The organism is Actinomyces provencensis, from assembly GCF_900155435.1.
GTDB classification, from domain to species: domain Bacteria; phylum Actinomycetota; class Actinomycetes; order Actinomycetales; family Actinomycetaceae; genus Pauljensenia; species Pauljensenia provencensis.
Genome location: NZ_LT700212.1, coordinates 502,225 through 515,568 on the forward strand (window position 1 = coordinate 502,225; position 13,344 = coordinate 515,568).

The 13,344-nt window shown below is 70.2% G+C and carries 12 protein-coding genes; 6 read left to right on the plus strand and 6 right to left on the minus strand.

Translation table 11 applies throughout. The annotated features are described in order from the left end of the window. Positions 1-55: 55 nt before the first annotated feature. From BQ9890_RS02165 to BQ9890_RS02180, 4 genes are all read right to left on the minus strand, one after another. Complete coding sequence (locus BQ9890_RS02165; RefSeq protein WP_075888988.1) at positions 56-430, minus strand: iron chaperone; 375 nt, start codon at positions 428-430, stop codon at positions 56-58. Positions 431-541: 111 nt separating this feature from the next. Beyond that, positions 542-1,624, minus strand: coding sequence for a redox-regulated ATPase YchF (ychF, locus tag BQ9890_RS02170; protein ID WP_075888990.1), 1,083 nt, complete (start codon positions 1,622-1,624; stop codon positions 542-544). A 109-nt stretch (positions 1,625-1,733) separates the two neighbouring features. After that, on the minus strand, positions 1,734-3,236 hold the full coding sequence (locus BQ9890_RS02175; RefSeq protein ID WP_075888992.1) for an alpha/beta hydrolase: 1,503 nt from the start codon (positions 3,234-3,236) through the stop codon (positions 1,734-1,736). Positions 3,237-3,655: 419 nt separating this feature from the next. Next, a complete protein-coding gene (locus BQ9890_RS02180; RefSeq protein WP_075888994.1) occupies positions 3,656-4,726 on the minus strand; it encodes a 4-hydroxy-3-methylbut-2-enyl diphosphate reductase in 1,071 nt (356 codons plus the stop codon). 601 nt (positions 4,727-5,327) lie between these two features. On the opposite strand from BQ9890_RS02180, the gene xseA reads away from it, so the two are divergent. The 3 genes from xseA (at position 5,328) to BQ9890_RS02195 (ending at position 7,937) form a co-directional block, all read left to right on the plus strand. After that, positions 5,328-6,596: an exodeoxyribonuclease VII large subunit gene (gene xseA, locus BQ9890_RS02185; protein ID WP_230297780.1), complete on the plus strand. Its 1,269-nt coding sequence runs from the start codon at positions 5,328-5,330 to the stop codon at positions 6,594-6,596. After that, positions 6,589-6,837 (plus strand): exodeoxyribonuclease VII small subunit, encoded by a 249-nt coding sequence (locus tag BQ9890_RS02190; RefSeq protein WP_075888996.1) that lies wholly within the window; start codon positions 6,589-6,591, stop codon positions 6,835-6,837. Before xseA ends, BQ9890_RS02190 begins: the two co-directional genes overlap by 8 nt. 155 nt (positions 6,838-6,992) lie before the next feature. After that, positions 6,993-7,937 carry a PfkB family carbohydrate kinase gene (locus BQ9890_RS02195; protein ID WP_075888998.1) on the plus strand — a complete coding sequence of 315 codons (945 nt, stop codon included), beginning with the start codon at positions 6,993-6,995 and terminating at the stop codon, positions 7,935-7,937. A gap of 105 nt (positions 7,938-8,042) precedes the next feature. Here the strand turns inward: BQ9890_RS02195 and BQ9890_RS02200 are convergent, their stop codons facing one another. Then, positions 8,043-8,804: an isoprenyl transferase gene (locus BQ9890_RS02200; RefSeq protein WP_075889000.1), complete on the minus strand. Its 762-nt coding sequence runs from the start codon at positions 8,802-8,804 to the stop codon at positions 8,043-8,045. Between the two features lie 319 nt (positions 8,805-9,123). Here BQ9890_RS02200 and trhA point away from each other — a divergent pair, with 319 nt between their 5' ends. Then, entirely contained in the window at positions 9,124-9,804 is a 681-nt protein-coding gene (trhA, locus tag BQ9890_RS02205) for a PAQR family membrane homeostasis protein TrhA (protein WP_075889002.1), read from the plus strand. A gap of 270 nt (positions 9,805-10,074) precedes the next feature. Further along, entirely contained in the window at positions 10,075-10,554 is a 480-nt protein-coding gene (gene greA, locus BQ9890_RS02210; RefSeq protein WP_075889004.1) for a transcription elongation factor GreA, read from the plus strand. Between the two features lie 240 nt (positions 10,555-10,794). Here the strand turns inward: greA and BQ9890_RS02215 are convergent, their stop codons facing one another. Next, positions 10,795-12,267, minus strand: coding sequence for an AI-2E family transporter (locus BQ9890_RS02215; RefSeq protein ID WP_075889006.1), 1,473 nt, complete (start codon positions 12,265-12,267; stop codon positions 10,795-10,797). Between the two features lie 152 nt (positions 12,268-12,419). Between BQ9890_RS02215 and msrA the strand changes: the two genes are divergently transcribed. Beyond that, complete coding sequence (gene msrA, locus BQ9890_RS02220) at positions 12,420-13,049, plus strand: peptide-methionine (S)-S-oxide reductase MsrA (RefSeq protein ID WP_075889008.1); 630 nt, start codon at positions 12,420-12,422, stop codon at positions 13,047-13,049. Positions 13,050-13,344: the final 295 nt, after the last annotated feature.

Below are 13,344 nucleotides of genomic sequence, written 5' to 3' on the forward strand. Positions count from 1 at the left end.
GCGCGGGATGAGGTTGTTCTCGTGAGGCACCCCAGGTGCTGTGTGGACCGGGAGCTCAGCTCGTCGAGGGAGCCAGGTCGAGGCCGACTTCCCGAGCTTTCGCCCGGATCAGTGCTTCCACCAGTTCCGGGGCCAACGGGGTGTCGACCCCGAAACGGAGCGTCCCCTTCGAGGCGTGGTCGAGACCTTCCAGGAGACCGGGCTCGATTCCGGCGAGCACCGTTCCCGAGTGCGGGAAGTAGCTGAGGTGGTCCTTGTAGGCGGCGAATCTCGCCAACACCTTTCCTGCGACCCTGAAGGCCGGCAGGTTGTAGGCGAGACGTTCGGTGGCTCCCGGGATCACCACGAGGATCGTGGAACGCAGCTGCTCGAGCGCTTCCCGGTCCGCCTCGCCAAGACCCGCGAGGTAGTCATCGATGGGGGTCGTCATGGCGCAATCCTACGGAGGATCCCCCGGACGTACCCGGTTCCGTGGGCTCCCGCCCACGTCAGCTGGGGAGCCCGGGCTCCCGAACCAGAATCCCATACACGACCCGCTGGCTCAGACGTTGAAGCGGAACTCCACGATGTCCCCGTCCTGCATCACGTAGTCCTTGCCCTCCATGCGCACGCGTCCGTGGGCGCGGGCCTCCGCCATGGACCCGTACTCGACCAGGTCGTCGTAGCTGACGATCTCGGCCTTGATGAAGCCCTTCTGGAAGTCGGTGTGGATGACGCCGGCGGCCTCGGGTGCGGTGTCGCCGCGGTGGATGGTCCAGGCGCGCGACTCCTTCGGCCCGGCCGTGAGGAAGGTCTGCAGGCCCAGGGTCGAGAAGCCCACGCGCGCCAGCTTGTCCATGCCCGACTCGCTCTGACCCGAGTCCTCGAGCATCTCCTGGGCGTCCTCGGGATCCAGCTCCACCAGCTCCGCCTCGAACTCCGCGTCCAGGAAGATCGCCTCGGCCGGCGCCACGAGCTCACGCAGCTGCGCCTGCAGGGCCTCGTCCGCCATCCCCGCCTCGTCCATGTTGAAGACGTAGATGAAGGGCTTCGACGTCATGAGCTGGAAGGAACGCAGCGCGTCCTGGTCCAGCTTCGCGCCCTCCGGTCCGGAGAGGACCTTGCCCTGCTCCAGGAGGGCCAGCGCGGCACGCGCGGTCTCCAGGACGACGACCTCGGTCTTCTTCCCGCGCACCTCTTTCTCCAGGCGCGGGATCTGCTTCTCCAGGGTCTGGATGTCGGCCAGTGCCAGCTCGGTGGTGATGGTCTCGATGTCGCTGGCGGGATCCACCTTGCCGTCCACGTGGACCACATCGGGGTCCTGGAAGGCACGGGTCACCTGGCACATGGCGTCGGCCTCGCGGATGTTGGCCAGGAACTGGTTGCCCAGGCCCTCACCCTCGGAGGCTCCGCGCACGATGCCTGCGATGTCCACGAAGGAGACGGTGGCGGGCACGACCCTCTCGGAGTCGAACATCTTCGCCAGCACGTCGAGCCGGGGGTCCGGCAGGGGCACGATGCCCACGTTGGGCTCGATCGTGGCGAAGGGGTAGTTCGCGGCGAGCACCGTGGCCCGCGTCAGAGCGTTGAACAGGGTCGACTTGCCGACATTGGGCAGCCCGGCGATTCCGATGGTGAGAGACACCCGGCCATTGTAGGCGGGCCCACCCCCGGCTCCGCTCCTCCGCTCCCACAGCGCGGGCGCGGCAGCCGCCCTCGTCAATGCCGACGAGGGCGCCCCCACCCCGCCACACTCAGAAGAACATGCCCCAGTTCTCGACCAGATCCGTCCACGAGGAGAAGAACCCCTGGGGCCCATTGGCCAGCACCATCACACTCACGCACACGGCGGCGCTCACCAGCACCACCCCCATGAGGCGGAGGAGGAAGCCGAGGGGCCGCATCCGCCCCAGCCACACCGTGCGCGGCCCCGCCAGGACCAACCCCGCCAGGAGCCCGAGAGCCAGGAGGACGCTGCCCACCTGCGTCCCCCACCCGTCGATGGCGAAGGCGTGGGCGACACCGGAGAGGAAGGAGTTGGACTGACCAGGGGCGTCGTCCCCGGACCGGCCCGCGCCGGACTGGAGGGGGCCTGCCACCGTCTTGCCGGTTGATCCGCCCTGGGACCACCAGGCCAGCCCCAGGGGGAACTGCTGGGCCCACGTCGTCCACGAATGTCCCCCCGTGGCGTCGACGTAGGTGACGATGTCGTCCTCGGCTCCCGCAGCCTGGCTGACCTTGTCCAACATGGCCGTCGAATCCGGGTCATTGGTGGTGCCCGCCAGCCACAGGCGCGCAGGCGTGCGGTTACGATCCTGGAGCATGCGGGAGATCGTGTAGGACCTCCGCACGGACTCCTCTGCCACCGACAACGACCCGAGCTCGGGATCGTCATATCCCGACATGCCGACCGCACCCCAGAACTGGTCCTGGTGACGCAGATAGAGCACCGGGGCGCAGTAGGCACCAGCCGAGATGCCCGAGAGCAACCATCCGCTGCGCATGCCGGAGGTGTTGGGGAAGTTCGTGCGGATCGACTGGACGAGGTCCTGCGTGAGGAAGGTCTCCACCGCAGGCTGCCCCTTGATGTCGACGCAGTTGGGCTGCGCGCCGCTCATGGAGAGGTCCGCGACCACGAAGATCGCCGGGGGCATCTCGCCGCTCTGCGACATCTTCGTGAAGGTCTCCTCCACACCCATGGCCTTCACGACACCGGTGTCGGATCCCGGGAACCCGTGCAGGAAGACGACCACGTCATAGGTCGTGCTCGAGGTCGGGGAGTACCCGGGCGGCGTCCACACCGTCACCGAACGCTGGAGGCCCGAAGCGGGCCCGGACACCTGGGCACGCCACACGCCTTCGTCCTCCACGCGGGAGAAGGTGGTGGTCCAGGCGGGGTCCCCGGGATGCGCTGCGAGAGAGGACGGGAGGGGGACATCCTCGCCTGCCCCACTGCCCGCCGCGGCCGTCGGAGCTGAGCTCTCGGGAGCTGGCAGCGGCACCACCGCCGACTGGGAGTCATCGCCTCCCGACACTGCGCGCCACACATCGCCAGCGGACTTGAACCATCCCATGCGAACATTCGCGGACCCCGCCAGGGTCCCCAGGAGCAGCGTGGCGGCCACCAGCACGGAGACCACCGCAGCGCCTCGGTGCAGCCTCCCCCTCTGCCTGCCCACCAACACGGCGCTTCCCACGCACGCCAGCACAGTCAGTGCCGCACACGCCCACACCAAGTGCATCGACACCAGGTTCATTCACGCACCTCCGGACCCGCCATCCCCGCACATTCCCGATTCTCGATTCCCCACCGCACTGACAGGGTATGCCGCCCTCTCCGCCGCGCAGGTGCGAGCTCCCCCACGCACCCGCCCCCGAGACACGGTGACGGGCACGGCCCCACCGGAGCGCCCCTGCCCTTCCGGACCACCCGCTGCGACACGAGGGCGCCCACCCAGACACTCGCCCGGGCACTGGGCACCGGGCACTGTGCACTGGGCGCCACGGGCACCGGTGGTGGTCACTGCGCACGATGGGCCCTGGGGAGGTGCCGACACCTGGGCGATCCCCAGGCGGACGCCCGACCCACGGGTGTCCGACCCGCAGAAGCCCCACCCCGCGGACATCCGAGCAGCGGGAGTCCCGCCGCGCAGTGACTCCGCCACGTGCCCGGGGCTCAGCTGGTGTGGTCGGAGCTCACGCGACGCGGGGCGTGGGGACGCGGATCGGCCAGTCCTCCGGCAGTGAGTTCGGAGCGCAGGTTGCGGGGAAGGGCGAAGGTGATCGTCTCGGTCTCGGTGCGGACCTCCTCCACCGTGGGGAAGCCGTGCTCCCCCAACCAGTCGATGACGTCACGCACGAGGATCTCCGGCACCGATGCCCCCGAGGTGAGACCGACGGTGGAGGCACCCCGGAACCAGGCCGGATCCAACTCATCGGCCTTGTCGATGCGGTGGGCGGAGCCCGCCCCCTCCTCCAGGGCGACCTCCACCAGGCGCACCGAGTTCGAGGAGTTGGCGGAACCCACCACGATCATCACGTCGACGCGTGGGGCGATCGTCTTCACCGAGACCTGGCGGTTCTGTGTCGCGTAGCAGATGTCGTCCGAGGGCGGGTCGATGAGCTGGGGGAACCGCTCCCGCAGACGGTCCACCGTCTCGCGCGTCTCGTCCACGGACAGCGTGGTCTGGGAGATCCACACGACACGGGAGGGGTCGCGCACGACCACGTTCGCGACCTCGTCGGGGGATCCGACGACCTGGATGTGGCTGGGTGCCTCCCCGAAGGTCCCCTCGACCTCCTCGTGGCCCTCGTGACCGACCAGGATGATGTCGTAGTCGTCCTTGGCGAAGCGGACGGCCTCGCGGTGGACCTTCGTGACCAGCGGGCAGGTGGCGTCAATGGTGGCGAGGTGGCGGGCGTCTGCCGCGGCACGCACCTGCGGGGACACCCCGTGGGCGGAGAACACCACACGCGCGCCCTCGGGCACCTCGTCGGTGTCCTGCACGAAGACCGCGCCACGTCGGGTCAGGGTCTCCACGACGTACTTGTTGTGGACGATCTCCTTGCGCACGTAGACCGGCGGACCGTACAGGTCGAGTGTCTTCTCCACGACGTCGACAGCGCGGTCGACACCTGCGCAGTAACCACGTGGGGCTGCCAGGAGCACGGTTCCGCCCGTCGGGGTCGGCGTCTCCGGAGTGGTGTCCGCCGATGCGCCGGTGGCGGGCTGGGTCTGGGTCGTCATGCGACCAATCTATCCGGGTGGCGGCGTCCGGGCGCGTGGGGCAGGCCACGTAGGTGCTGCGCGCGGCTCCCGGCACCACGACGTCCGTGTCCGTGGTCACCACCTCGTCGCGGCGGGCCGGCACGGCGTTCCGGGCCGCGTCCGGCACGAGCTGTCCGCATCCGTACGGGTCACATGTGGGAGGCCCCGGTCACGGTGCGCCACGAGTGCTCGCCGGGCTGACGGCCTCCCACCGGCGTGTGGACGGTTTCCACGGCCCCACCCCGGGATGACGCCCCCGCCCAGGGATGGCATCCTGAGGGGGTGCCCGCACCCCTGACCCCCGACCAGCGCCCGGACCCGGCGCAGGGCCGGGCCACCCCCGCACCGGCCGCCCGGGCCGCCGAGACGACCCGGGACAACCCCTGGCCGCTGCGCCGGCTGACGGAGAACATCAAGATCTACGTCGACCGGATGTCCCCCCTGTGGNCGTCTCGGCGGCCCGGACCCGGCGCAGGGCCGGGCCACCCCCGCACCGGCCGCCCGGGCCGCCGAGACGACCCGGGACAACCCCTGGCCGCTGCGCCGGCTGACGGAGAACATCAAGATCTACGTCGACCGGATGTCCCCCCTGTGGGTGGAGGGCCAGGTCGTGGAGTACAAGCCCCGCCCCGGCACCCGCATGGCCTTCTTCGTGCTCCGCGACGTGGAGACCGACACCTCCATGACGGTCTCGGCCTTCCCCGACGTGCTCGACCACGCCGGCCCCGGCTTCGACGAGGGCGCCCGCGTGGTCACCCGGGTCAAGCCCGTCTTCTGGGAGCGGCGCGGCACCCTGAACCTGCGTGCCGCCGAGGTCCACCTCCAGGGGCTCGGCGACCTGCTCGCCCGCATCGAGCAGCTGCGACGCACCCTGGACGCCGAAGGGCTCTTCTCCTCCGACCGCAAGGTCCCCCTCCCCTTCCTGCCCCGCGTCGTGGGCCTGGTGTGCGGGCGCAACGCGAAGGCCAAGGACGACGTCATCGTCAACGCCTCCGCCCGTTGGCCCGGCATCCGCTTCGAGGTCCGCGAGGTCGCGGTCCAGGGCCAGTACGCGGTGCGGGAGGTCAGCGCCGCGATGTTGGACCTGGACTCCCTGCCCGAGGTCGACGTCATCGTCGTCGCGCGCGGCGGCGGATCCGTGGAGGACCTCCTCCCCTTCTCCGAGGAGGTGCTCGTGCGTGCCGCGGCCGCCGTGCGCACCCCGCTCGTCTCCGCCATCGGGCACGAGGGCGACGCCCCCCTGCTCGACCTCGTCGCCGACTACCGCGCCTCGACCCCCACCGATGCGGCGCGCCGCATCGTGCCCGACCGGGCCCGGGAACTGGAGGGGCTGGCGCACGCGGTGTCCCGCATGCGGGCCGCCGTCGGCAACCGGCTCATGACGGAGCGCTCCCACCTGGCCCTGCTGGAAGGGCGCCCCGTCCTACAGCGCCCGACCGCCGTCATCGACCAGCACCTCGCCGTGGTGGACTCCCTGGCCATGCGCCTCGGCCAGTCCCTGGCACGTCGACTGGGCGAGGAGCGCACCGACCTCGCGCGAGCCCAGGCGACCCTGACGGCGATCTCCCCCCAGGCCACCCTCGAGCGTGGCTACGCGATGCTGCGCACTCCCTCCGGTGCGTTGGTCCGTTCCGCCACCGACGTGCGCAAGGGTGACCTGCTCGAGGGCATCCTCGCCCACGGCCGCCTCGTCGCCCAGGTGATCGGGGCGACCCCCGGGGAGGAGAGGACCACATCAGGTCCGGGTGCCACGCGCGACGGGGACGCCCTCGTCGACGGGGACCGCCCGACCGCCCCGGGACCGACAGCCCCGACACCCACCCCGAACCAGGAGACCACGCATGAATGACCAGGACACCAGCCAGAACCTCCCCGATCCCGCCTCACTCGGCTACGAGCAGGCACGTGACGAACTGGTCGACATCGTCGCCCGGCTCGAAGGCGGACGTGCCCCCCTGGAGGCCACACTCGGTCTGTGGGAGCGCGGCGAGGCGCTGGCGGCCCGGTGTCGCTCCATCCTGGAGGACGCCCAGGCGAGGCTCGACCGGGCCCAGCGGGTGGAGTCGCCCTCGCAGACCCCCTCGGAGTAGACCGTCCGCCTGTCGGCGCAGGTGCGGGGGTGGTCACGCATGGGTCCGATGCCCCATCCCGGGGCGTGTCCGGAGGCTAGTCTTGGGTCACAGGAGGGCCGCGCCGAGGTGGCCTCCGGGCAGTACCGATCAACGCATCGAACAGGAAGACACCCATGGACCTCGCCACCGACCCCCATGTCCTCGCCATCGGCGAGGCCCTCATGGACATCGTCACCCCCGCCGGCAACCCCGCCGCCGCCACGGAGATCCCCGGGGGCTCCCCGGCCAACGTCGCCATGACCCTGGGCCGGCTCGGACGCAACGTCGCCCTGCAGACGTGGATCGCCGACGATCCGCGCGGGCAGGCCCTCGCCGAGCACTTCGGTGCCTCCCACGTCCTGATCACTCCCGAGTCCTACGGCGCCACCCACACCCCCACCGCCACTGCCACCCTCGACGAGGACGGCAAGGCCAGCTACACCTTCGACCTGGAGTGGGCACCGAAGGCACCCATGAGGGTCGCCAAGACGGCGCGCGTCGTCCACGCCGGCTCCATCGCCGCCGTCATCGAACCCGGTGGCCCCGTCGTGCTCGATGCGCTCGTGGCCGCCCGCCAGCACGCGATCATCACCTACGACCCCAATGCCCGACCCGCCATCATGGGTGACCCCGAGAAGTCCCTGGAGATCGTCAACAAGTTCGTCGCCGTCTCCGACGTCGTCAAGGTCTCCGACGAGGACATCGACTGGCTGACCGGCGGTCGGGCCGTCGAGGACGTCATGGGCGACTGGCTGACGATGGGACCCGCCATGGTCATCGTCACGCGTGGCAAGGAGGGTGGTCTGGTCCACACCTCCACCGGGATCCGGCGGGCGGCCGTCCCCGCGGACGTGAAGGTCATCGACTCCGTGGGAGCGGGGGACTCCTTCATGGGTGGCATCATCGACGCCCTGTGGTCACTCGGCCTGGTCGGGGCCATGTCGCGCCCGGCGCTGCGCACGCTGGACGAGGCGAAGGTCGGGGCGATCCTGGACCGCGCCTCCCACATCTCCGACATCACGGTCTCACGCGCCGGGGCCAACCCGCCGTGGCTCTCGGAGGTGGCCGGGATCATCTGAGCGCTCCACGGGCTCGGGTGCTGCCCGGTACCGGCGGGGAGATCACGCCGGTGCCGGGCAGTTCCACGTCCGGGGCGCACGGTGCCCCACGTTGTGCGGGAGCGCTCAGCGCCCCATGCGGCGCTCACGCTGGGCATAGCTGCGCAGGGCGCGCAGGAAGTCCACGCGACGGAAATCGGGCCAGTACGCCTCGCAGAAGTAGAACTCCGTGTGCACCGACTGCCAGATCATGAACCCGGAGAGACGTTGCTCCCCCGAGGTGCGGATCACCAGGTCCGGATCCGGCTGCCCCTTGGTGTAGAGGTGGTCGGTGATGTCGGCGTCCGTGAGGCTCTGGGCGACCTCGTCCAGTGTCCGGCCCTCCTCGCAGGCCTCGCGCAACAGGGAACGCACGGCGTCGGCGATCTCGTGGCGCCCGCCGTAGCCCACGGCGATGTTGACGACGACGCCCTCCACCGCCGAGGTGTCCTGCTCGGCCCGGCGCAGGTCCTCGGTCACGTCCTCGGGCAGCAGGGAGAGGTCCCCGACGATGCGCAGGTGCCACCGCCCCTCATCGGCCAGGGAGCGCACCGCCGCCACGATGATCGCGAAGAGCTCGTCCAGCTCCGCGTCGTCGCGGTCCAGGTTGTCCGTGGAGAGCATCCACAGGGTGACGATCCCGACCCCGACCTCGTCCGCCCAGCCGAGGAACTCGGCGATCTTGCCCGCCCCCGCGCGGTGTCCGTGGGAGGCGGTCGTGCCGATGGAGCGTGCCCACCGCCTGTTGCCGTCCAGGATCACGCCGACGTGCCTGGGGATGGCCCCGGCGGGCAGCTCGGAACGCACACGCCTCTCGTACAGGTCGTAGAGGAGGTTCCAGTGAGCCATCCAAGTCCTCCCCATCGCACCTCTGGTCGGCCACCGGCCCCGACAGGGCTGCACAGGGCCTCGGCCCCCAGATTAGTCGCCCGGGCGGGCAGCTGTGACCGTCACGGCACGAGGGCGACCGCGAGACGGCCCCGCGTGGGTCGCACGTCCGACACGGATGACCCGGGATCGGACGCGGGGTGTGGCCCCGCTGCTCCTGCGGCCGCTGGCGACACAGCCGCACGGGCACGCGGGCAGCAGGCCGGGGGACCTTGACACCAGGATACGCAGGAGTAACCTACGGTAACGTAAGGAGCAGTTCCGACCAGGAAGGTCACCCATGAGGATCGCGTCCCTGAAGCCCACGAGCTGGGTCCCCGACCAGGTAGTGGCCATCAAGCCGCGCCTGCGCGGATGGCTCCACCTCGTGGCCGCCCCGTTGTCCCTGGCCGCCTCCGTCGTGCTGCTCGCCCTGGCCCCCACGGAGGCCACCAAGTGGGCGTCCGCGGTCTACATGGCCTCCTCCCTCGTGCTCTTCGGGGTCTCCGCGGTCTACCACCGCTTCTACTGGGCCCCCCGGTGGGAGCACATGTGGCGCCGCTTCGACCACTGCAACATCTTCCTGCTCATCGCCGGCACCTACACCCCGCTGGCCGTGTCCCTGCTGGGGGAACCCGACCAGCGCAACCTGCTGCTCATCATCTGGTCCGGGGCCGTCGCGGGGATCCTGCTCAACATCTTCTGGCCCACCGCCCCCCGGTGGCTCTCGACCCTGGTCTACGTGGTGCTCGGATGGGTGGCCGTCTGGTTCCTGCCCGAACTGTGGGCAGCTGGTGGTCCGGCCGTCGTCTGGCTGGTGATCGCGGGCGGCGTGCTCTACACGGCCGGTGCCGTCGTCTATGCACGCAAGAAGCCCGACCCCTCCCCCACCTGGTTCGGGTTCCACGAGATCTTCCACCTCTGCACCGTGCTCGCCTGGGCGTGCCACTGCGTGGCCGTCTTCCTGGCAGTGCTCGGCTGAAGTCCCCCCGGGGGCAGACCCCTCGATGCCGCCGGACGCACACCTCGGACCACCCCGTGGTCCGTGACGGCCGGCGGTACCGCAGGACCACGAGGGGGCACGGCGCGGGTGCGGGACCCCCATGCGCCACGACGCGTGTGCGGGCTCCACGTGCCGGGCGACCGGGGCAACTTGTCCGACTCCGGGCCCTTCCCGCACAGTCTTGGTAGACTGGCCCGACATCATCACGCCGGCACCGCCTCGGTGCCGGTCACTTTTTTGGAGGTTCACATGGCGGAAACCAAGTGGCTGACCCAGGCGCAGTACGACACGCTCTCGGCCGAGCTGGAGGAACGCACCACGAAGCGCCGCCCCGAGATCGCGCACCTCATCGATGCTGCGCGCCAGGAGGGCGACCTGCGTGAGAACGGCGGGTACCACGCCGCTCGCAATGAACAGTCGATGAACGAGACCCGCATCCTCGCCCTGGAGGACCTGCTCAAGAACTCCGAGGTCGGTGAGACCCCGGCCAATGACGGCGTGGTCGAACCCGGCATGGTCGTCACGGCTCTCGTGGCCGGCAGGGAGCAGAAGTTCCTGCTCGGATCCCGTGATGCGGGAGGGGACCTGGGAGTGCAGGTGTTCTCCACGGGCGCGCCGCTGGGAGCCGCCGTCAACGGTGCCAAGATCGGCGACACGATCAGCTACGTCGCGCCCAACGGTCGCACGATCGAGGTCGAGATCCTCGACTGCGTGCCCTACGGGGCCTGAGCGACACACCCTCCGGACCACCGGAGGAGCTCCGGACCAACTTGGAGCACGGCGCTGGGCCGGAGTCGGGGGGTGGTGCCACACGGCACCACCCCCCGACCGCGTCCCCGTCGACGGTGCATGCCCCCGGGGTGTGCCCGGCTCCCCACGCGATGACGTGGGTCCGTCCGCGTGGCGCCGGATCCTGACGCGCGCCACGACCGCCCCCGTCGAGGCCTCGTGGACCCCCTCGGATCTGCCTCAGTCCTTCCCCTCGGGCTCGGACTCCACCTCACCCGCCCCCGGTGGTGGGACGTCCGGCGTGCCCAGCACGGGCTCCGGACGGCCGCGCTCCGCGTCCGTGCCTGTCGGTGCGCGCCCCTGTGCTCCTTCGGCTCCGGGACCGCCCTCGTCCCTGCCCACCTGCTTCTCGGGACCGGCAGGCGTCGTGTAGGAGGCGGCGACCATGGAGTCGAGCATTCCCGGAGGCCCGCCGGGGCGATCGGCCTTGGTGGCCAACCCCGGGATTCCGTCATATCCGTGCAGGTAGAGGAACGTGGCGTTGAGGAACGCCGCGATCGGCACACCGAAGACCGCACCGACGATGCCGGCCACCGAACCAGCTCCCGCGACCACCAGCAGCACGGCCACCGGGTGCAGGGAGACGGCGTTGGACATCAGCCACGGCTGGAGCACATTGCCCTCGAGCTGCTGCACCGCCAGGATGATGACCAGCATGATGATGCCCTTGGTCGGCCCCTGGTCCACGAGGGCGACGAGCACGGCCACCGAACCCGACACGAATGCGCCGACGATCGGGATGAAGGAGCCGAAGAACACCAGGATCGTGATCGGGAGTGCCATGGGGACACCGAGGGCGAAGGCCCCCAGACCGATGCCTGCCGCGTCGATGGCCGCAACCTTGATCTGGGTGCGCACGTAGCCGCCCAGTGTCACCCAGCCACGGATCGCGGACTCGTGGGCGGGGCCGCGCGCCGGGGCCGGCATGAGCCGCACCACCCACAGCCAAATGCGGCGCCCCTCCTTGAGGAAGAAGAAGAGGCAGAAGAGCATGATCAGGGAGCCGGTGACGATCGAGATGAGTGAGGACGTCACGCTGAGGGCCCCGGAGGCCAACAGCGAGGAGTTCGACTGGAGGAACTTGGTGATCTCGTCCTGCAGACCGTCCAGGGCCTGGTCCACGGCGGAGGTGTCCAGGGCCAGCGGGCCCGTCTTCAGCCAGTCGAAGGCCTTCTCCAGGCCATCGGTCGCCTTCGCCAGCAGATCGGGGAACTGACGGAACAGTGAGGCCGCGGCCTGGGAGACCAGCCCCACCACGACTGCCAGGGCGATGAGCAGACCGACGGCGGCGGCCACCGTGCGGGAGAGGTGGACACGACGCACGAGGAAGGCGACCAATGGCTCCAGGAGCACCGTGAGGAGCAGGGCGATCGCCACCGGCAGGACCACGACGGACAACTGCATGGCACCCCAGCACGCGACAGCCGCGGCCGCCACGACCATGAGGATCCGCCAGGACCATGCCGAGGCCACACGCAGGGGCCAGGAGACGAGCGAGGCCGCATCGGCCTGGGCCCGCATGGGGCTCTGGTCCAGGAAACGGACGGCCTCCTCCGCGCGGAAGTCGTCGTGGTCCTCACTCCGGGAAGCTGAGAGACGGTCGAAGAGTTCGCCGAAGCGGCCCCGGCCAGCGTGGGGCACCCGTGGATTCATCAAGCAGTCCTTCCGATCGGCCTCCGGTCAGGGTACATGCGTGCCTCCGGTCGGACCTCACACGACCGTGGTCCAGGCCGGCGGGGACCCGGAATGCGCCTGTGCCCCGACCGTGCTGCAATGGGGTCAGTCGACGAATCGGGAGGACCACCATGTTCACGTTCCACGACGTCATCCACCCCCATGCGCCCCGGCCGGGCGTCCATGTCGTGCTGGGGACCCCTCTGGACCTCCCTGCCGACGAGGGACACGAGGTGGTCTTCCTGGCAGCAGGGTGCTTCTGGGGGGTGGAGAAGGTCTTCTGGGAGACCGAGGGCGTGGTGGCCACGGCCACGGGCTACATGGGCGGGACCACGCCCCACCCGACCTACGAGCAGGTCTGCACCGGCACGACCGGACATGCCGAGACCGTTCGCGTCGTCTACGACACCGGCGTCACGGACGCCGCACGCATCATCTCGACGTTCTTCGAGATCCACGACCCGACCCAGGGCGACCGGCAGGGCAATGACGTGGGCAGCCAGTACCGCAGTGCCATCTGGACGACCACCCCGGAGCAGCTCGGGACCGCACTGGCCACCCGGGACGCCTACGCGGAGGAGATCGCCGCCCGAGGTTTCGGTCCCATCACCACCGAGGTCGGGCCCGCCGAGCTGGCCGGTCCCTTCTGGCAGGCCGAGGACCACCACCAGGGTTACCTGTGGAAGCATCCCAACGGCTACCAGTGCCACGCACGCACGGGCATCGCCTGCCCGGTCCTCCCGCCCCGCACCCCCGCCTGACCCTCCCCCCTTCGGCGAAGTCCGCTCTGTTCGAGGGTCGAGGTCCGCTCCGTTCCAGGGTCGAAGTCCGCTCTGTTCCAGGCTCGAGGTCCGCTCCGTTCCAGGGTCGAAGTCCGCCCTGTTGGAGGGTCGAAGTCCGCTCAGGTCAGACCTCTTCCGATGATTCCCACCGTCGGGAACCGTCACCACCCGTGTACGCGGACGTCCGCCGTGCAGGCAGGCCAGGAATGGCCCACCGGCACGGCGGACGTCGCGGGAGTTGCTGTCCCGGAGCGCAGCTCCGGTGGTGCACCCC

Bases quoted from the DNA above. Each gene is read 5' to 3' on its own strand.
- xseA (WP_230297780.1), top strand. From the start codon at position 5,328: ATGTCCCCCCTGTGGGTGGAGGGCCAGGTCGTGGAGTACAAGCCCCGC.
- BQ9890_RS02165 (WP_075888988.1), bottom strand. From the start codon at position 430: ATGACGACCCCCATCGATGACTACCTCGCGGGTCTTGGCGAGGCGGAC.
- msrA (WP_075889008.1), top strand. From the start codon at position 12,420: ATGTTCACGTTCCACGACGTCATCCACCCCCATGCGCCCCGGCCGGGC.
- BQ9890_RS02195 (WP_075888998.1), top strand. From the start codon at position 6,993: ATGGACCTCGCCACCGACCCCCATGTCCTCGCCATCGGCGAGGCCCTC.
- BQ9890_RS02180 (WP_075888994.1), bottom strand. From the start codon at position 4,726: ATGACGACCCAGACCCAGCCCGCCACCGGCGCATCGGCGGACACCACT.
- BQ9890_RS02190 (WP_075888996.1), top strand. From the start codon at position 6,589: ATGAATGACCAGGACACCAGCCAGAACCTCCCCGATCCCGCCTCACTC.
- trhA (WP_075889002.1), top strand. From the start codon at position 9,124: ATGAGGATCGCGTCCCTGAAGCCCACGAGCTGGGTCCCCGACCAGGTA.
- BQ9890_RS02215 (WP_075889006.1), bottom strand. From the start codon at position 12,267: ATGAATCCACGGGTGCCCCACGCTGGCCGGGGCCGCTTCGGCGAACTC.
- BQ9890_RS02200 (WP_075889000.1), bottom strand. From the start codon at position 8,804: ATGGCTCACTGGAACCTCCTCTACGACCTGTACGAGAGGCGTGTGCGT.
- BQ9890_RS02175 (WP_075888992.1), bottom strand. From the start codon at position 3,236: ATGAACCTGGTGTCGATGCACTTGGTGTGGGCGTGTGCGGCACTGACT.
- greA (WP_075889004.1), top strand. From the start codon at position 10,075: ATGGCGGAAACCAAGTGGCTGACCCAGGCGCAGTACGACACGCTCTCG.